Here is an 18,872-nt window from a genome sequence, read left to right as displayed (position 1 = left end):
TTACTTCATCAAAATCTAAACTTATAAGTAATTTATGATTTAATCTTTCTAAATCTTCCGGCTGATATATAGTTGGACTTTTAGAGAAACTACTTATCTCAAATTGATTTGCTAGCTTATCTATTGATTTATAAGGCAAGATTTGTGCGGATGAACCAAGTAAACTAAAAAAGCTAGCAATTGCCATAGCTTCAATTCCGATTTCTTTTCTAAGAGTTGCGATCTCAAACCCTCCCACTCGTTTAGAAATTTTCTCGTCTTTATTTATTATTAAACTCAAATGCCCAAAAACCGGCGGAATCTTATTTAATGCTTCAAACATCTGAATTTGAATAGCGGTATTGCTAACGTGATCTTCACCCCTAATAATATGAGTAATATCATAATCAATATCGTCAATAACCGAGCATAACATATAGGTCATACTACCGTCTGCTCTTATCACTATTGGATCACTTAAAGCCTTGCCGTCATATTTAACTTCGCCTTTGATCATATCATGCCAGCTAATTGGTTCATGATTTACCAAAAATCTATAATGCGGTTTTCTTCCTTGTTCTATATATTTCTTTGCTTGCTCTTCAGTTAGATTTAAGCTAGCTCGATCATAAATCGGCGGCAAACCTTTAGATAATTGAAATTTATGCTTTAATTCTAGCTCTTCAGGAGTCTCATAGCAGGCATATAATCTTTTTTTGTTTAGTAATAGATTTTTGATTTCATCATATCTATTTAAACGGCTTAATTGGTTGAACGTTTGACCCCAATTAATATTTAAAAATTTTAGATCTTCCTCGATAGCGTCTTTATATTCCTGTTTACTACGCTCTAAATCCGTATCGTCAAATCTTAAAATAAACTGTCCGTTATGCTTCTTTGCATATAGCCAGTTAAGCAGTGCTACCCTGATATTCCCGACATGTAACATACCGGTCGGTGACGGAGCAAATCGTGTTATAACTTTTGTCATAAATAAGTAATTTTATTAATTGTCATCCTACTAAAAAACTATGTCATGCCGTGGCTTGACCACGGCATGACAGGGGTGAAATTGATCCACGCAACAATGCCTCCTTGCAATGACGATTATGACATTCTTACGCCTGTTTCTTCTCTAACTTCGCTTATTGTCTTCAATTAGCTTCATTGCGTCATCTAATCTTAAATTTAGAAAATCATATTTTTTTGGCACTGAAATAAATTTACCCATATATTTTATGTAAGGACCGAATTTACCGTATCCTATCATAATTTCCTCGCCACTATCTTTAGGCACGCCGATTTTAAGCGGTAAGCTTAGAAGCTTTAATGCTATATCAAGTGTAATATCGTTTTGGTTTAGGTTAGCAGGCACGGGGCTACGTTTCGGCTTTACTTTGCCTTCTTGTTCGCCAAGTTGAATATAAGGTCCGTAAGGTCCTTTTTTCAGATATATTTCTACTCCGTCTTTATTCGTACCTAAAACTTTATTCTCATTAGGAATAGCGGAAGGCTCGCCTTCATTCTCGTTATTATCGTTACCGCTAACAATAGATTTTCTAAAAGTACATTCAGGGTAATTACTACATGCTAAAAATGCCCCGAACTTACCAAGCTTTAAGCTAAGCTCGCCTGTTTTACATGATGGACAAACTTTAGATTCTTTATTCTCACCGAACAAGTGATAATCAAGGGCTTTCTGTACATAGCTAATAATCTCGGTTATTTTCTGCTCGTTTACCGATTCAATATTATGGTTAAAACCGCTCCAAAAATTACTTAAGGCAGCTTTCCATTCAAGCTTGCCGGCTGCTATTTCGTCTAATTCATTTTCAAGTCCTGCCGTAAAATCATATTCAACGTATTTTTTGAAAAAACCGACTAAAAATACCGTTACCAAACGTCCAAGCTCTTCAGGTATAAATCGTTTTTTCTCAAGGGAAACATATTTTCGATCTTGTAAAACCGATAAAATACTAGCATAGGTCGAAGGACGACCGATCCCAAGCTCTTCAAGTTTTTTCACTAAACTTGCTTCCGAATATCTTGGAGGCGGCTCGGTAAAATGCTGATTCGGAATAACTTCTTTAGTTTTAAGTGGTTCTTGTTCTTTTAAAGGCGGCAGCATTTTATTTTCTTCTTCAGCCTCATCGTCCACACTTTCACGACAAACCTTATAAAACCCGTCAAAAGCTATAGTCGATCCGTTTGCTTTTGCCAAATATTCTTTATTTTCCGAAGCTAAATTTGCAACTACCAAATCCATTATAACATTTTCCATTTGGCAGGCTATAGTTCTTTTCCAAATTAGTTCATAAAGCTTATAGTAATCCTTTTCTAGCTTTTCTTTTAAGCTATCTGGAGTATAAGTAATATTCGTCGGTCTTATCGCCTCATGAGCTTCTTGAACATTTTTTACTTTGGATTTATAAATTCTAGGGCTAGTCGGTAAATATTTATCGCCGTAACTTTTATCGATTAACTTGCGTATATCTGCTATTGCATCATTTGATAATGTAACGCCGTCGGTTCTCATATAGGTAATAAGCCCTATAGTTTCCTTACCTATGTCAACGCCCTCATAAAGTTTTTGTGCTATTTGCATAGTCTTTTTAGCACTAAAACCTAGTTTTCTTGCTGCTTCTTGTTGTAGTGATGAAGTAATAAAAGGAGGTTGAGGCTGACGTTTTTGTTGTTTCTTTTCTATCTTATCAACATAAAAATTTTGAGATTTTAATTTTTCGGTTAAATCTTTGGCATCTTTTTCGTTAATAATTGAGAATTTTTCTAGTTTCTGATCGTTTACGTGAGTCAATTTAGCAGTAAATAGTTCGTTATTACTATTTTGCATTTTAAGGCTAATATCCCAATATTCTTCTGACTTAAAACGCTCTATTTCATCTTCTCGTTCACATATTAATCGCAGAGCCACGGACTGCACACGTCCCGCCGATTTACATCCCGGTAACTTACGCCATAAAAGAGGTGAAAGGGTAAAGCCGACTAAATAGTCTAAAGCTCTTCTTGCTTGCTGGGCATTTACTAAGTTAGTGTCAAGTTTTCTAGGGTTCTCAACGGCATGAATAATTGCTTTTTTAGTGATTTCATTAAAGGCTACCCTTTTGAAAAAATCATCGGATTTAACCTTATTTTTTTCTTTTATTACCTCTGCAACATGCCATGAGATAGATTCACCCTCACGATCAGGATCGGTTGCAAGATATACTGCATCAGCTTTTTTAGCATCTTTAACTATGGCATCTACATATTTACCGGCTTTATCGGAAATATCATATTTCATTGCAAAATTTTCATCAGGTAACACCGAGCCTTTTTTAGAAGGTAAATCTCTAATATGACCGAATGAAGCAATGACCTTAAACTCATCACCTAAATATTTATTTATCGTTTTTGCCTTTGCCGGCGATTCTACTATTACTAATTTCATCTACTTATTATAAACTAATGATATTTTATTACCGGCGTGACGCATTACTTTCCCGGCGAGTTCTAATTCTAATATTACCGTATATATGATAGGAAGCGGTAATTCTATTTCTTTTTGTAAATATTCAAAATCTATAGGTACTGCCTAATAGTTCCAATATAGCAGTACGCTCCTTTTGTGACGGTTCTTTAACATATCTCGTATTTACTGTTCCTAGCTCAACAAAATCCTTAAATAACCCATCATCTTTTTCGATAAATTTTTCATATTGCGGTAAATTAGCTACAATATCCTCCGCTGATTCCACTAAATATGCTCCTTCTCTAATCAATTTATTTGTACCTTGATATCTTGGATCTAAAGGAAAGCCGGGAACAGCAAATATTTCTCTATTTTGTTCAAGTGCAAATTTTGCAGTTATTAATGAACCGGATTTTAAGCTTGCTTCTACTACCACTACTCCTAAGGCTAGTCCCGATATTATCCTATTACGCTGTGGAAAATGTTTTCCAAGCGGCGTAGAGCCGATAGGTAACTCAGCTAATATTAAACCTTCTTCTGCTAAATTTTCAAATAGTTTTTTATTTCCCGGTGGAATATATATGATCAATACCTCCGGCAATGACTCCGATGGTTCGAGAAACTGCTGCTTGATGTACGCTGCTATCTATTCCTCGTGCTAACCCTGAAACGGTTATATAACTTTCTTTTACTAAATCATTTGCAATTTTATGAGCAAAGCTTCTTCCGTTTGCAGAAGCGTTTCTTGCACCTACTATTGCAACGTATTTATTATGATTTAATAACTCTATATTACCTTTATAGCTTAATATTGACGGTGGATCATAAATTTCAAGTAACAATTTTGAATATTCCGGAGATTTATATGTGATGATCTTAGCATTATCTTTTTCGAGAAGTTCTAACTCTTTTTCAGCATCGCTTTTACTAAAAATTTTAATTGGTTTTGACTTTCTGCCTCGCAAATGAAAAATCCGGAGCGTTATCTATAGCAGTTGCTGCATCACCGAATAATTTAATTAAACTAAAGAAAGTTTTAGGACCGATATTTTCACTCCTAATAAGACGTAAAATATTAATTGTTTCAATATTATTTAGGGTTATTTGATATGAGTTAGTGTCATCCCGCAACTTGATCGCAGGATCTCAGGACACAGCCTGTGATACAAGATCCCGTGGTCAAGCCACGGGATGACATAAATAAGAGCAACTACAGCTTCTCGGCATGTGAGCTTAAATAATGTGCTATACCCTCATGTGATGGGGTAATTGCTTCCTCGCCTTTATGCCAGCCGGCAGGACAAACTTCGCCGTGTTTTTGATGATGAGTTAAAGCATCGATTACTTTTAATGTATAATTAATGTCACGACCGATAGATAAGTCGTTAACTAACATGTGACGTACTATGAAATCCTTATCAATTAAAAAAGCTCCACGCAAAGCAACACCGTCTTCATTAAGTACGTTATATTTTGAAGAAATATCCTTTTTTATATCGGAAACCATTGGGAATTGTACTTGTCCAAGTCCGCCTTTATTATGCGGAGTATTTTTCCAAGCTAAATGGCTAAAATGAGAATCAACGCTAACAGCTACTACTTTAGTACGTCTTTCGGTAAATTCACCAAGCTTATTGTGAAATGCTATAATTTCCGATGGACAAACAAAAGTAAAATCTAGGGGATAAAAAAATAACACTATATTATCCCCCGCAGCATAATCGCTAAGTTTAAACTTATCGTCTATATTATTATTAGGCATAATAGCTTTAGCTGTAAAATCCGGAGCAGTTTTGCCGACAAATACTGACATATTCATAACCTTTTATTAATTAATAATCTGATATGATATATAAAACTAATTATTATTACAATATTAAATTGCTACTTATCTATTTTTTTTCCGAAGAAGCTTTTAATTGGTTAAATATAGTTAATGCTCCGGTTACAAAACTACTCGGTTCTGAAAGGTTTGCGGGTAAAATTACAGTGTTGGTATCTTTAGCCAAATTACCGAATGCACTAATATACTGCTCAGCTATTTTAAGAGCTACCGCCTCACTTCCTCCCGTTTTTTGTACGGCAGCTGCGACAATCTCAATACTATTTGCTGTAGCGGTAGCGACTAAGCCTATTGCTTCAGCTTCACCTTTTGCTCTGTTAACTTGATCCGTATAAGAAGCTTCTGAATTCAGTACAATTTGTGCTTTTTCACCTTCTGCATGGTTAATTTTTGCTTGTCTATTACCTTCCGACTCTAGAATTTGAGCTCTTTTTTGACGCTCTGCTGCTACCTGCAATTCCATAGCTTTAAGTATAGTTTGCGGAGGTTGAATATCTTTAATTTCATAACGCATACATTGTATACCCCAATTTATAGCAGCCTGATTAATAGCTGCTACAATTGCTACGTTTAAAGTTTCGCGCTCTTCAAAAGTTCTATCTAAAGGGAGTTTACCGATTTCCGAACGCATAGTAGTTTGAGCAAGCTGTGTTATGGCATAGTAAGGATTATTAACACCATAAGATGCTGCCATTGGATCAATGATTTTAACATATAAAACGCCATCAATAGATAATGTTACGTTATCATTTGAAATAGCTGTTTGAGCGGTAACGTCTATTGCTTCTTCTTTTAAAGTATGTTTGTATGCTACTCTTTGAATGACAGGGATTAGTAAATTTAAGCCAGGCTGCAGTACCTTATCGAATTTTCCCAATTTTTCTACTACCCATGCTTGTTGTTGCGGTACAACTTTAACCATTTGTATTATAACTAAAATCGCTATAATACTGAAAATTAATAATGCATATTCCATAATTCAATACTTTTTTTATTTCCACTCTATATTATTTTTAATTATAAAAAAAGGATTAAAGTTAAACGGTACTTAAATTATATATTTTTTTATCAATAAAATGGGTTTTAATTACTTTGAGTAAAGAAAGAATGCTTGAATATTCTTCAAGTTGTTCATTTACATTTTTTATCTCATTTAAAGCACTATTAAAATCTTTCTGTAATAAATAAGTTTCAGCAGCTTTATTTTGTTCTAGTGTTTTAAGTAAAATATTTTGTAAAAATCTATAATAATAGTCGTCTAGTTTAGGTATATCAGACATAATAATAAATTATATAATTATTGAGATCTTAATGTCCCCCTTCGGGGATAAGAAATCCCTCGCCTTCAGGCGAAGGGAAGATATAATGAAATTGCTTTAGCAATGAATTTATATCAAGAAACATGAGAAGTTATAGAAAGAATCTTACTACATGACAATTTTTCATTTTATCATCTTTGGATATTGGAATATCAAGGACAACAGCTGTATCCAACGTACTAATTGAGTAGAAATATTATACAAGATATTAACCAATGTATCTAATCCAACACGAAATATACTATTTTGCCTATAACCATGTTTTTTAATAACTATTGGTTTATCTAAAACTATAATCTCTCCAGTTTGATAAGCTAGGCAAAATGCAATAGACAATATTTGCATCAATGTATCTAATCGTAAATCATTAGTAATATGAGTTGCTTCACAGTTGAATCCTGCTGATTTAAAAGCTTTGAACATTGTTTCAATTTGCCATCTTTGAGCATATATCTCAGCAGGATTTTTGATCTCATCACTATGTATTAAGACTGCAAGTTCACTCTTCTTATTTCTGATCCCTACTACATTAAATATTTCACCTTTTGTACCAATTCTACGTTGTGACAAACTCACATGCGATCCTATGGCTAGAGGGCGAAATAACTCTTGTATTTTAACCATTTTTCCCCTTGCATTACTGATATATTGTCTATTTTCTCTAACTCGAAAAACGTATCTTATTTGATTTGTTCTAAGCCAAGAGAGCCATTCCTTACCTATAAATTCTCTATCAGCGGTTAATGCTTCAATGCGGTTTTTGTCAAAAACTTCTAAAAAACACTCCATCAGATCAATACGCTCAATATAATCAGAGTTACCACACTTTTTATCACTTAGAAAATTCCAAAAAGGGGGATCGCTATACCATGAAAACTGACAGCTAAATATAAAATATTTATATGTCGTTTACCAAATTTCCAATTCGTTCTATCTAAACACAATACCCATTTTTGCTCCTGCTCAAACCCAGTCATCATGACTAACATAACAGGTAATACTCTCCATGATATTGAGATTTCAGAGATAAATCTTTGCATCCTTCTATACCATGAAGCTGCTTTAATCCCAGACGGCATTCTATTGCATAACAATGACATGTTTACTGTCCTGCTGTTAAGCATTGAAATGATAAATAATCCTAAACATTTTGCTCTTGATAAATTAAGCGAAATATGTTTTTGTAATAATTCGACTAGAGGGGCGGAATGATCTTTCATATGTAAACCAAGTTCTTTCCCCGTTATCATCATGAATTATCAGCAAAATTCAATCCTTTAGTCCTTACATCTCTAAAAATTGTCATGTAGTAAGAGAAAGAATAGTCATAGTCAGTATGATTTAAAAGTACATCTTATATGGATACCAAAATATAGGAAGAGAGTATTGATAGGCAAAGTAGCGGAAAGGGCTAGAGATTTACTAAGGCAGATTTGTATGGAACATGAAGTATATATAATTTCAGGGAAAATATCATGTGATCACGTGCATATGTTTATCTCATATAAATCACAAATATCTCTTAGCAAGTTAGTACAGTATTTAAAAGGTAGTAGCTCAAGAATTTTATTGCAAGAATTTGCTCATTTAAGAAAACAATTTTGGGGCAATCATTTGTGGGCTAGGGGCTATATGGCGGTCAGTTCAGGTAATATAACTGATGAAATGATACAGCACTATATTGATGAACAGGAAGGTGAACCTGTGAATGATGATCGATTTCTAATCGATTCCACTTTATAACCCCTCAGCTTATAGCTGAGGGTTCTTTAGTTTATATATTAATTTTTAATAATTCAATAATTTTTAACTAGATTTACATATACTTAAGTCTTTATCTACTATGTCGGAATCTATATTTAAACAGTCAAGGATTGAGTGAAATACATAATCATGGCTAATTTCGGTATTAGCATAATTTTTAATTGAAGATATTGAGTCAGGATATTTTGCTTTAAAATCGTCCGATACCCAAACTATAAGAGGTACGGTTATTTGTTCTGCAAGTAGTGGACCACCGTGACCGTAATAACCATTTTCTCCTAGCGATTCGCCGTGATCGGATACATATAATAAAAATGCATTTTTATCTTTAAGCAAATCTATTAAATTAGATAAAAAAAATCGGTGTATAAAATTGAATTATCATAACTGTTAACTAAAGCAAGCTTATCGCAATCACTTGCATCCCCCTTAACCTTAATAGGGCAGGTAGGGGTAAAATACTCAAACTCTTTTGGATATCTTGCGTTATAGTTCCAGTGACTTCCTGAGGTGTGAACTACTAAAAATTGTTTCTCTGAATTTGTTATTATTTCTTTTATAAAAGGCAATATTTTTTTATCATAATCATTTAAAGAGAATAGGGCAGAGCCGCCCGGTACTATAGTAAAATTAACGTCGTTATATATATTACTGAGGTCAAAATTTGCAAAACTCCTCATTAAAGTTTGAGTACCGATCCAGGTAGTATTAAATCCAAGATTTGTTAAAATTGATAAAAAGCTGTTCTCTTGTCTAGTATTTTCAATTTGACTTGCAGGATAACGTGAAAGTAATGACGGTACGGAAAGATAGGTAAGGTTAGAAGAAGATTTAGCTTTGAAAGAAATTAGGTTTTGAGTAGTCTTTAAGTAAGGGGTCGTATCTCTTTCATAACCGTTAATACCGAAATGATCAAATCTCGCTGATTCTCCTATAACTAAAACACCGATAATATCTTTATCTGACTTATCTATAAAGTTATATTGTTTGCTAATATCTATACATGCATAATTTTTATCACCGAAATTTCCAGTAAAATTAAGGTAGCTATTATGTAAATACTGAATGGGAAAATGATTTTTTAGTATCTTAAATGAAGGAGTAATAATATTATATACAAAAATAAGTAAGCAAGCGGCAGATAATAGTTTTGTTACGAATGATTTAGAATTTTCGGCGGCAAAAGATTTGAGAGTATAAAAACAAGTAAAAAGACAAAAAATTATCCATATTATTAACTTAATGCTGGTTAATTCATAAACTTCGTTTAAATCCGTTGAGAAAAAACTACCTATTACTTGTTTAGTAGGATTGATTTTGAAGAAATAAATGTAATAACTAGCAATAGCGGATGTTATAAATAAAAACCCCACGCCGATTTTTAACACTAATCTATGTACGCTAAGACCAAAAAATGCTATAAAAGAAAATATATAAATATAACAAAAATCTTTTGATAACTCTAATATCCCTCTAAAGATCGTTGCTTTATAATAATCAAATTTATAAATCAATATTGCGGTATTAAATAACAAACAATAAATAAAGGCTAAAATCGCCGATAATTTAATTAATTTGATATCTATGTGTTTTTGAATAGTTTTTAGCATATATAATAATTAATAAAGTAATTTTTATAACTATCATGATCATAAAAAATCTTCAAGAATTTTATCGGCTTTTAATACCAAATGCTCCGCTTATCGCTATTGATTACGGAAGCAAAAAATTAGGAATCGCATTATCTAATCAAGAACGTAGTATTGCTATGCCCTTAAATACTATAACCGAGATAAATAAAAAAATTGTTATTACTTCCTTGCTTAATATCATCGAAAAATATAAAGTTTGTGGCGTGGTAATAGGTCTACCGATTGATATGAGCGGAGCAGTAACGGAGCAAACAAATATAGTGATGAAATTTGCTGAAGAGCTAGCAGAATCTATAAACTTGCCTATACCTGTATATTTACAAGATGAAAGACTAACTACAAAAGCTGCAAATAATTTCCTTAAATCATTCGGCGTGAAAAGAAAAGACCGTAATAATAACGATGATGCAGTAGCTGCTAGTATGATTCTTGAAACCGTGCTTGATTCTATAAAAAAACTTTAGATTATCATTAATTGAATATAGTCATTGCGAGCGACTGTAAGGAGAGTGGCAATCCAGAAAATAATAAAAAAATTCTGTAAATCAGAATTTTTAACTGGATTGCTTCGTCAATTACTTTGTAATCTTCCTCGCAATGACGTAAACTTTTTAAATTATCCCCCTTTTTAAGTAATGCCTTTCTAGCTTTTTAAAAACCTTATTGTAAAGATATATTATTTATGATAAAATCGATCCGGTAAAAATAAATAAGATATATCATGAAAATATTAATTCTAGGTGTTACCGGTATGCTAGGTAATAGCATATTCAGGTTTTTAAGTAGTGATAAAAAATTTGACATTTTTGCGACAGCCCGAAATAATTCCGCTCGTTCTTATTTTTCTAAGGATTTATCCGATAAATTAATTACAAATGTAGATGTTGAGAACCATGATTCGTTAGTTGAGGTATTTAATAAAGCAAAACCCGATATAGTAATAAATTGTATAGGGCTTGTAAAACAACTAGCTGATGCAAACGATCCGTTAAAAACATTGCCGATAAATAGTTTGTTACCGCATAGGCTAGCTAATTTATGTAAATTAGCTAATTCAAGGTTAATCCATATTAGTACGGATTGTGTATTTTCAGGAAAAAAAGGTAATTATAAGGAAAGCGATTTTCCTGATTGTTATGACCTTTACGGTCGTTCTAAGTTTCTTGGTGAGGTAGATTATCCTCATGCTATCACTTTGCGTACTTCAATTATAGGTCATGAGCTGGCAGGCAATAGAAGCTTAATAAATTGGTTTTTAAGTGCAGAAGGGCAAGTGAAAGGTTTTGAGAAAGCTATTTATTCAGGATTCCCGACTGTAGAGCTTGCAAGAATAATAAGGGATTTTGTGTTACCTAATAAAGAGCTGCATGGGCTTTATCATGTTGCATCAAAACCGATTAACAAGTTAGAATTATTAAAATTAGTAGCGGAAATATATAATAAAGAAATCGATATTATTCCGTCAGATGAGCTTGTAATAGATCGATCACTAGATGCTACTCGTTTTAACGAGGTAACGGGGTATACGCCTCCTGAATGGCGTGAGTTTGTAAAGCGTATGTGTGAGTTTGGGTAGTAAGGCCTTCATTGCGAATATAGGTTTGTCCACTCTTGTCATCCCGTGGCTTGACCACGGGATGACTACCTTAGAGTGTTTCTCGATTTACGCAATGACAGAATAAATAATAACAAAATAGGTATTTATATATAATGTTTGTAGATAAAACTTTAATGATTACAGGAGGCACCGGTTCGTTTGGTAATGCGGTGCTTTCTCGTTTTCTTAAATCCGATATTATTAATGATATTAAAGAAATTAGAATTTTCAGTAGAGATGAAAAAAAGCAAGAAGATATGCGTATTGCTTTAAATAATCCGAAACTTAAATTCTATATCGGGGACGTACGCAATTATAAAAGTATTGATGAGGCAATGCACGGTGTAGATTATGTATTCCATGCCGCTGCTTTAAAGCAAGTTCCGACTTGCGAATTTTATCCTATGGAAGCAATAAATACTAATGTCTTAGGGGCTGAAAGTGTTTTAAGTGCAGCCATTAATAATAAAGTTGCAAAAGTTATAGTACTGAGTACCGATAAGGCTGTATATCCAATTAATGCAATGGGATTATCTAAAGCGTTAATGGAAAAGTTAGCAGTAGCAAAAGCTCGTATGCGTAGCCAGGGTGAGACCGTGCTTTGTGTCACTAGATACGGTAATGTTATGGCTTCCCGTGGTTCAGTAATTCCTCTTTTTATCAATCAAATTAAGCAGGATAAAGACCTTACCATCACTGAACCTTCAATGACACGTTTTTTAATGTCGCTTGTAGATTCCGTAGATTTAGTTTTATATGCGTTTGAGCATGGACGTCAAGGCGATATTTTTGTACAAAAAGCTCCGGCAAGTACAATCGAGGTACTTGCAAGAGCGTTACAAGAAATATTCGGTAGCAAAAATGAAATACGCTTTATTGGTACACGTCACGGAGAGAAGCATTATGAATCGTTAGTATCATCGGAAGAAATGGCAAAAGCTGATGATTTAGGTGCTTATTACCGTATTCCTATGGATGGACGTGATCTTAATTATGCCAAATATTTTGTTGAGGGTGAAAAGAAAGTAGCTCTTTTAGAGGATTACAATTCTCATAATACAAAACGTTTAAATTTGGAAGAAGTAAAAGAGCTGCTACTAAATCTTGATTATGTGCAAGAGGAGCTAAAAAATGCTTAAAGTAATGACGATTGTCGGTACCCGTCCTGAACTTATTAAACTATGCTGTGTGATTTCCGAGTTTGATAAATATACTAATCACATCCTAGTTCACACCGGTCAAAATTATGCATATGAATTAAATCAGGTTTTTTTTGATGATATGGGAATTAGAAAACCGGATTATTTCTTAGAAGTAGCGGCAGATAATACGGCAAAATCTATAGGGCTTATTATTGAAAAAGTTGATGAAATACTTGAGAAAGAAAAGCCCGATGCCGTTTTATTTTACGGTGATACTAACTCTTGTTTATCGGCAATTGCCGCTAAACGCCATAAAATTCCGATCTTTCATATGGAAGCAGGAAATCGTTGTTTTGATCAGCGTGTACCTGAAGAAATAAACCGTAAAATCATTGATCATATTAGCGACGTTAACATTACGTTAACCGAGCATGCAAGACGTTATTTAATCGCTGAGGGACTACCTGCTGAGCTTATTTTTAAATCAGGTTCGCATATGCCTGAGGTCCTTGATCGCTTTATGCCTAAAATATTAAAGTCTGATATTTTAGATAAATTATCATTAACCGCTAAGCAATATTTTTTAATTAGTTCACATCGTGAAGAAAATGTCGATGTCAAAAATAATCTGAAAGAATTATTAAGTAGTTTACAAACGCTTATTAAAGAGTATAATTCCCCCGTAATCTTCTCAGCACACCCAAGGACTAAAAAAAGGCTTGAGGATTTAGAGGGATTTAAGGAGCTTGGTGATAAAATAAGGTTTTTACCGGCTTTTGGTTTTACGGATTACATCAAACTTCAGATGAATGCTTTTTGTATTTTATCCGATAGCGGTACTATCACCGAAGAAGCATCAATACTTAATTTACCTGCTTTAAATATTAGAGAAGCACATGAACGTCCTGAAGGTATGGACGCCGGCACGCTTATTATGTCAGGTTTTAAGGCTGAGCGGGTGCTGCAATCGGTAAAAGCTATTACGGAAGAACACGAGAATAATAAAAATACGCAAGATATTGTACCGGATTATGCTGAAGCAGGTCTTGTATCAAAGAAAATATTGCGTATAGTTTTAAGTTATGTAGATTATGTTAATCGCACAGTGTGGTTTAAAAAGTAATCCTATTCATTATTACCATATCAAAAACATGAAATTCTTTAAATTAATAAAACTTAACACTTTATTTTTAAGTGTTTTTTTACTAATAACTCTTATATCTTCTTTTTGCTATTCCAACGAAAATTCTTATAAAAGAATAGTTTTCCTTGTTAGTACAGAGACATTCGGCGGCAAAGGCGTATACGCAATGTATAATGAGATGAAAAAAATAGGTCATGATGTCAAAATTGTAATAGTACCTCATCCTCATCCTAATATTCAAGGAGGAATAGATACCGGGTTTATTAGTAAATTTGATACACAAGATGTGATATATCCATGCGGTAAGTATGCTTCTTATTCAAATGTTAATACAAAATGTGAAATTTCTGAACTAAAAAATTATCAGCCGGATTTTATCTTTACGCAAAACCCTTACGAAAATTTCCAAGGCTATATATAAGAACCTTTTACGGCTGCTAATTTGTATAAGAGCTTTAGAGGAACTAAAACAAAAATTATGTATATAGTCTATGGTCCGCATATCTTTCATCAAAAAAATATTGATGATGATAAGTTATCAAGTTTCATAGAGACGGTATTTGTTGATTCAGAAAGTACAAAGGATATCTTTATTAGTAATTATAAATTTCCTAAGGATAGAGTTATTGTTTCAGGTTATCAACCATACTATGAAGTAAGAAATTATAATATTAAAGAAAAACCAAACTCGGAAACCATTTTATGGCTTCCTAGATGGGAATTATCATTTAAAAATAGAGATTTATATGAAGGAGGTTCTACTTTCTTAAATTATCACTATTTTTTCTATAATTATGCATTACAACATCCTAATATTCATTTTATTATAAGACCGCATGTTACACTATTTACCTATGCGGTCGGTAAAAATTACTTAAGCCAAAGTGATATGGATAATATATTAAGTAGATTTAATTCTTTAAAGAATGTTACTGTTTCTGCACATGCATTCAGGTCGTTACTAGATGATATAATGATGTCAGATATTGTAATAAGTGACGGTACTTCATCTCTTGCTGAAGTAGTAGTTGCCGATAAGCCTATAATTTACTTAAGTAATGGTTGGAATAATGAATTTAATAGCAATGCTCTATCTAAAGAATTAAAAAAATATATGTATTTTGCTTATGAGCCGCAAGATATTATTAACTATACAGAATTTATTAAGCAAAATCATTATTTGCCTTATCATGAAAATAGTAGCGGCAGAAATCAATTTAAAAAGATGCTTGATCCTGTAGAAAACCCTGCTGCATTTATCGCCGAATATTTATTAAAATAATAATAGTTTAAATAATTTATGTTAGAAGAAATTTATAATGACGGAGAAAGATTAATTCCTGGAGAAACTCATGATATTTTAGAGGTAATTCGTCATAAAAGTAGCTATAAGATTTTTAAAAAAATTATAGAAGTCGATATACTTAATAGCCCATTAATGCTAAATCAAAAAATAAAAATTTTAGATATAGGTTGTGGAACAGGACACGGAACTTTCATGCTTAGCGATATATTAGGAGTAGAAATTACAACAATAGATATCAGTAAAGAATCTATAATTTATGCTGAACAAAATTATGGAGCATCTAATATAAAATATATTAAATCTGATTTAGTTAGTTTTATTAAAAAGGCAGAAGAATATGATTATATTGTATCAAGACATGCACTTGAGCATATTAAAGATGGGTTAAATCTGGTGCTTAATCTTAAATATAAAAAACGATTAATAGTAAATGTACCTTTTAATGAACCGGAAGGGAATATATATCATTTAGTTAATTGGATTACTGAAAAAGACTTTGAATCATATCAGAACCAAGAATTTTTATATGAAGGATTAGATGGCGTAACTAACGACACGCATTCTGAAAAAAATCCTCCTAATTCTATAATCTGTATATCCAGTAACTCAGATTTAAAGCCTATAAAACAATTATTTAACTATCCAATCTCAGCTTGGAACCCGGAATTTTTAGAAAAGTTAGGTTTGCAATTCCAAGATATATTAAAACAATTGCTGCAAACTAGGGATGCATTTAAAAATAGCGAAGAGAAAAACTTAAACTATGAAAGTAAATTAAATAATACTGTAACAGAGCTAAATAATGCTTTAGAAGAAATAAAAATTCTTAAAAAGAAACTAATTATTAGTGAAGAAGAAAAATCTATTTTTTTAAAGCTCTATAGAAAATTTAAACAATAAAACTAACATTTTATAAATTATTTTTAAAAGTTATGACAACTAGAAAAGATAAACCTCTAAATATTTATCATACTTTAGTTTCCATTATTATACCTGTCTATAATGGAGCTAATTATATGAAAGAAGCTATAAATAGTGCTTTAGCACAAACTTACAAAAATATTGAAATTATTGTTGTTAATGATGGTTCAAAAGATAATGGAGAGACAGAACGCGTAGCATTATCATACGGTGATAAAATACGCTATTTTCATAAAGAAAACGGTGGCTGCGGTTCGGCTTTAAATTATGGTATAAAAAACATGAAAGGGGAGTATTTTTCATGGCTTAGCCATGATGATATATATTATCCTAATAAAATCGAGCATCAAGTTAACATATTAAATAAATTAGATAATAAAGATACTATCATTTATGGCGGTTATGAATTAATTGATGAAAAAGGAACCTCTCTACGTTATATTAAACCGGATAGTGTGCTACATATAAATAAACTTAATATTTCTTTATTACCTTTATTACGAGGATTAATACATGGTTGTTCGTTATTAATTCCTGCTAAATATTTTCATGAAGTCGGTATATTTAATGAAGCTTTACTGACAACGCAAGATTATGATTTATGGTTTAAAATTTTCCGTGTTGCTCCTATTCATTTTGATGAGTCTATCCTAATTAAATCTCGTTTTCATTCAGAGCAAGGTAGTAAAAAAATATCAAATCATAACGAAGAATGTAATGTATTATGGTCATCGTTTCTTCGTGAGTTAACAGAAGAAGAAATGATTAAAATGGAAGGTTCTTCTTATTTATTTTTAACTCGTACAGCTAATTTTTTATCAAATAATACTCCATATAATAAAGCCTGTGATTTAGCAAATACTATGGCTAAGCAAGTACTACATGATACTAAAATTAGTGTTATTATACCGGTATATAATAGAATAAATTGGGCAATTGAAGCTATAGAAAGTGTACTTATTCAAACACACAAAAATTTTGAGATACTTATAATAGATGATGGATCGACTGATGATATATCAGAATTAACTTCAATATGCAAAAAAGATAAAAGAATAAAATATTTTCATAAAAAAAATGAAGGACCTGCTGCTGCACGTAACTTAGGTATTAAAAATGCTATAGGAAAATATATTGCTTTCCTTGATTCGGACGATTTATTTTATGGGGATAAAATAGAAATCCAATTAAAGTTTATGGAAGAAAATAATTTTATATTTTCTCATACTTCATATAAAAAAATAAATGAAAAAGGGAAATATATAGAATCTGTTCATTCCGGGTTTTTTAGTGGAAATGTTTTTCCTCAAGTCATACAAACTTGTCCAATAGCAATGCCGACAGTTATGGGAACTTTGACGTTATTCCAAGAAAATTTATTCCCTGAAAATATAAGAAGCGGTGAAGATTGTTGTTTATGGATATCTATTGCTAGTAAAAACTCAATAGGCGGTATAGACAAAGAATTGTCTAAAGTACGAATTAGCGGTGGTACTAATACGTTTATGGACCCAAATAAATATTCAGTAGGTTTAATAAATATTACTTCTTATGTTCTTAATGATTCTTATTTAAATAAATTTAGTCCGTTTACTATTAATTTGTTATTAGCAGCTGTTACACAATTAAGATTACTAGAAAATAAAAATGAAGACTATAAAAAAAGTAATATTTTTTTTTTCAAAAATAACTATGTAATTCAAAAAATACGAACCTATTGCTTTGTGACAAAAATTTTGATTTTATTAACTATTACTTCTATAAGGCAAGAAGGAATACGTGCAACAATCTCTAGAATACAGAGATGGTTTAGAAAGCATATATAAATAACTATTCCTCAAGTATCTTAACTTTTGAGCCGTCGCTGATTTTAATCATACCTTCGGTAACGACTAAGTCACCTTCTTTAATATCGTCAGAGGTAATTTCAATTAAACCTTCTGTACGTGTACCGATTTTTACATATAATTGTTTTACTGTATCACCGTCTATTTTATAGATAAAGTTACTTTGATTATTTCGTTGAATACAACTTTCGGGGACGGTTAGATTTTTATGGGGATTAAGTATAAGCATCACATCTACAAAGCTTTCAACCCGAATTCTGGATTAAAAGAGGTAGGAATGGAAGTATTTACAAGGGATAGAAGATATTCTATATAAGTTTTTAGCAAAAAAACAAGAATATCCCCTTGAAGAAAGATATTACCGCATTATTTTATTTTGTCGATGATTTTTGTAAAGTTGCTGAATATTGGATTAGTCGGTCTTTTTTACCAATTAGCAATAAAAAACCTACAAGAGAGTCTAAGATAAGCCATTCTGAGCTATTAACAATAGTACTTTTATATCATCAATCACCTTGTAAAAACTTTAAATATTTTTATATGTCCTATCTACAATTATATAAATCTGAATTTGTAACTCTTCCATCATATACTCGTTTTATAGCTTTAAAACCCAGAATTCTAACGTATTTAGTTTTATTGCTTGAATGGTATATGTATCAATCTCAACCTACCGGAGTCTCTTATATTGATGCAACATCTTTAGCAATTTGTCATCCAAAAAGAGTATCTCGCAATAAGGTGTTTGCTGGTATTGCTGCATTAGGCAAAACAACAAAAGGTTGGTTCTTTGGTTTTAAATTACATTTATTGATTAATGAACTTGGAGAGATTCAAGGTTTAAAACTAACGCCTGGCAACATAGATGATAGAGTGCCAGTGCCAGAAA

16 protein-coding genes and 6 pseudogenes are annotated in these 18,872 nt (G+C 32.1%); 9 read left to right on the top strand and 13 right to left on the bottom strand.

Going from position 1 to position 18,872, the window contains the following annotated elements:
- The 11 genes and pseudogenes from gltX to REIS_RS12505 all read right to left on the bottom strand — a co-directional run.
- The coding region (gene gltX / locus REIS_RS04445; RefSeq protein ID WP_008580071.1) for a glutamate--tRNA ligase at positions 1–970 on the bottom strand (970 nt) is incomplete at its 3' end.
- A 127-nt stretch (positions 971–1,097) separates the two neighbouring features.
- Positions 1,098–3,427: pseudogene (gene topA / locus REIS_RS04440) on the bottom strand (type I DNA topoisomerase).
- Positions 3,428–3,514, bottom strand: a complete 87-nt coding sequence (locus REIS_RS15630; RefSeq protein WP_241760950.1) for a hypothetical protein — start codon at positions 3,512–3,514, stop codon at positions 3,428–3,430.
- Between the two features lie 37 nt (positions 3,515–3,551).
- Positions 3,552–4,037, bottom strand: coding sequence for a DNA-processing protein DprA (locus tag REIS_RS15625; RefSeq protein ID WP_256377122.1), 486 nt, complete (start codon positions 4,035–4,037; stop codon positions 3,552–3,554).
- The gene (locus REIS_RS16400; protein WP_173400474.1) at positions 4,009–4,413 is read right to left on the bottom strand and encodes a DNA-processing protein DprA; all 405 of its coding nucleotides are present in this window, start codon (positions 4,411–4,413) and stop codon (positions 4,009–4,011) included. Before REIS_RS16400 ends, REIS_RS15625 begins: the two co-directional genes overlap by 29 nt.
- A complete protein-coding gene (locus REIS_RS14885; RefSeq protein ID WP_173400475.1) occupies positions 4,385–4,579 on the bottom strand; it encodes a DNA processing protein DprA in 195 nt (64 codons plus the stop codon). Before REIS_RS14885 ends, REIS_RS16400 begins: the two co-directional genes overlap by 29 nt.
- Positions 4,580–4,658: 79 nt before the next feature.
- Positions 4,659–5,261, bottom strand: a complete 603-nt coding sequence (locus REIS_RS04420; protein ID WP_008580069.1) for a peroxiredoxin — start codon at positions 5,259–5,261, stop codon at positions 4,659–4,661.
- A 79-nt stretch (positions 5,262–5,340) separates the two neighbouring features.
- Positions 5,341–6,267, bottom strand: coding sequence for an SPFH domain-containing protein (locus REIS_RS04415; RefSeq protein WP_008580068.1), 927 nt, complete (start codon positions 6,265–6,267; stop codon positions 5,341–5,343).
- A gap of 61 nt (positions 6,268–6,328) precedes the next feature.
- Positions 6,329–6,571: a hypothetical protein gene (locus tag REIS_RS04410; RefSeq protein ID WP_008580067.1), complete on the bottom strand. Its 243-nt coding sequence runs from the start codon at positions 6,569–6,571 to the stop codon at positions 6,329–6,331.
- 162 nt (positions 6,572–6,733) lie between these two features.
- The gene (locus tag REIS_RS12510) at positions 6,734–7,408 is read right to left on the bottom strand and encodes a transposase (protein WP_241760926.1); all 675 of its coding nucleotides are present in this window, start codon (positions 7,406–7,408) and stop codon (positions 6,734–6,736) included.
- 38 nt (positions 7,409–7,446) lie between these two features.
- Complete coding sequence (locus REIS_RS12505; RefSeq protein ID WP_008579269.1) at positions 7,447–7,863, bottom strand: hypothetical protein; 417 nt, start codon at positions 7,861–7,863, stop codon at positions 7,447–7,449.
- 46 nt (positions 7,864–7,909) lie between these two features.
- Between REIS_RS12505 and tnpA the strand changes: the two genes are divergently transcribed.
- Positions 7,910–8,353, top strand: a complete 444-nt coding sequence (gene tnpA, locus REIS_RS04400; RefSeq protein ID WP_008580066.1) for an IS200/IS605 family transposase — start codon at positions 7,910–7,912, stop codon at positions 8,351–8,353.
- A 63-nt stretch (positions 8,354–8,416) separates the two neighbouring features.
- Here the strand turns inward: tnpA and REIS_RS04395 are convergent.
- Positions 8,417–9,984: pseudogene (locus tag REIS_RS04395) on the bottom strand (phosphoethanolamine transferase).
- Between the two features lie 35 nt (positions 9,985–10,019).
- Here REIS_RS04395 and ruvX point away from each other — a divergent pair.
- From ruvX to REIS_RS04360, 7 genes and pseudogenes are all read left to right on the top strand, one after another.
- Positions 10,020–10,490, top strand: coding sequence for a Holliday junction resolvase RuvX (ruvX, locus tag REIS_RS04390; protein WP_008580065.1), 471 nt, complete (start codon positions 10,020–10,022; stop codon positions 10,488–10,490).
- Between the two features lie 257 nt (positions 10,491–10,747).
- A complete protein-coding gene (locus tag REIS_RS04385) occupies positions 10,748–11,602 on the top strand; it encodes a dTDP-4-dehydrorhamnose reductase family protein (RefSeq protein WP_008580062.1) in 855 nt (284 codons plus the stop codon).
- Between the two features lie 134 nt (positions 11,603–11,736).
- Complete coding sequence (locus tag REIS_RS04380) at positions 11,737–12,762, top strand: polysaccharide biosynthesis protein (RefSeq protein ID WP_008580061.1); 1,026 nt, start codon at positions 11,737–11,739, stop codon at positions 12,760–12,762.
- Positions 12,755–13,888, top strand: coding sequence for a non-hydrolyzing UDP-N-acetylglucosamine 2-epimerase (gene wecB, locus REIS_RS04375; protein ID WP_008580060.1), 1,134 nt, complete (start codon positions 12,755–12,757; stop codon positions 13,886–13,888). Before REIS_RS04380 ends, wecB begins: the two co-directional genes overlap by 8 nt.
- Positions 13,857–15,191, top strand: a pseudogene (locus REIS_RS04370) (hypothetical protein). The gene wecB and the pseudogene REIS_RS04370 overlap by 32 nt, the downstream one beginning before the upstream one ends.
- Before the next feature lie 18 nt (positions 15,192–15,209).
- Positions 15,210–15,692: pseudogene (locus REIS_RS14155) on the top strand (class I SAM-dependent methyltransferase); the annotation flags it as partial.
- A 455-nt stretch (positions 15,693–16,147) separates the two neighbouring features.
- Positions 16,148–17,962 carry a glycosyltransferase family 2 protein gene (locus REIS_RS04360; protein ID WP_008580058.1) on the top strand — a complete coding sequence of 605 codons (1,815 nt, stop codon included), beginning with the start codon at positions 16,148–16,150 and terminating at the stop codon, positions 17,960–17,962.
- A 4-nt stretch (positions 17,963–17,966) separates the two neighbouring features.
- Here REIS_RS04360 and REIS_RS04355 read toward each other — a convergent pair.
- Positions 17,967–18,233: pseudogene (locus tag REIS_RS04355) on the bottom strand (efflux RND transporter periplasmic adaptor subunit); the annotation flags it as partial.
- Between the two features lie 95 nt (positions 18,234–18,328).
- On the opposite strand from REIS_RS04355, the pseudogene REIS_RS04350 reads away from it, so the two are divergent.
- Positions 18,329–18,872, top strand: a pseudogene (locus tag REIS_RS04350) (IS982 family transposase); the annotation flags it as partial.

The organism is Rickettsia endosymbiont of Ixodes scapularis (genome assembly GCF_000160735.1).
In the GTDB taxonomy this organism is placed as follows: Bacteria; Pseudomonadota; Alphaproteobacteria; order Rickettsiales; family Rickettsiaceae; genus Rickettsia; species Rickettsia tamurae.
This window is presented reverse-complemented; position numbering and strand designations above follow the sequence as displayed.

What these genes read in the sequence shown, in the direction of transcription:
- REIS_RS04420 (WP_008580069.1), bottom strand. Translation starts at nt 5,261, where the DNA reads ATGTCAGTATTTGTCGGCAAAACTGCTCCGGATTTTACAGCTAAAGCT.
- REIS_RS04415 (WP_008580068.1), bottom strand. Translation starts at nt 6,267, where the DNA reads ATGGAATATGCATTATTAATTTTCAGTATTATAGCGATTTTAGTTATA.
- REIS_RS04410 (WP_008580067.1), bottom strand. Translation starts at nt 6,571, where the DNA reads ATGTCTGATATACCTAAACTAGACGACTATTATTATAGATTTTTACAA.
- REIS_RS12505 (WP_008579269.1), bottom strand. Translation starts at nt 7,863, where the DNA reads ATGATGATAACGGGGAAAGAACTTGGTTTACATATGAAAGATCATTCC.
- ruvX (WP_008580065.1), top strand. Translation starts at nt 10,020, where the DNA reads ATGATCATAAAAAATCTTCAAGAATTTTATCGGCTTTTAATACCAAAT.
- REIS_RS04385 (WP_008580062.1), top strand. Translation starts at nt 10,748, where the DNA reads ATGAAAATATTAATTCTAGGTGTTACCGGTATGCTAGGTAATAGCATA.
- REIS_RS04380 (WP_008580061.1), top strand. Translation starts at nt 11,737, where the DNA reads ATGTTTGTAGATAAAACTTTAATGATTACAGGAGGCACCGGTTCGTTT.
- wecB (WP_008580060.1), top strand. Translation starts at nt 12,755, where the DNA reads ATGCTTAAAGTAATGACGATTGTCGGTACCCGTCCTGAACTTATTAAA.
- REIS_RS04360 (WP_008580058.1), top strand. Translation starts at nt 16,148, where the DNA reads ATGACAACTAGAAAAGATAAACCTCTAAATATTTATCATACTTTAGTT.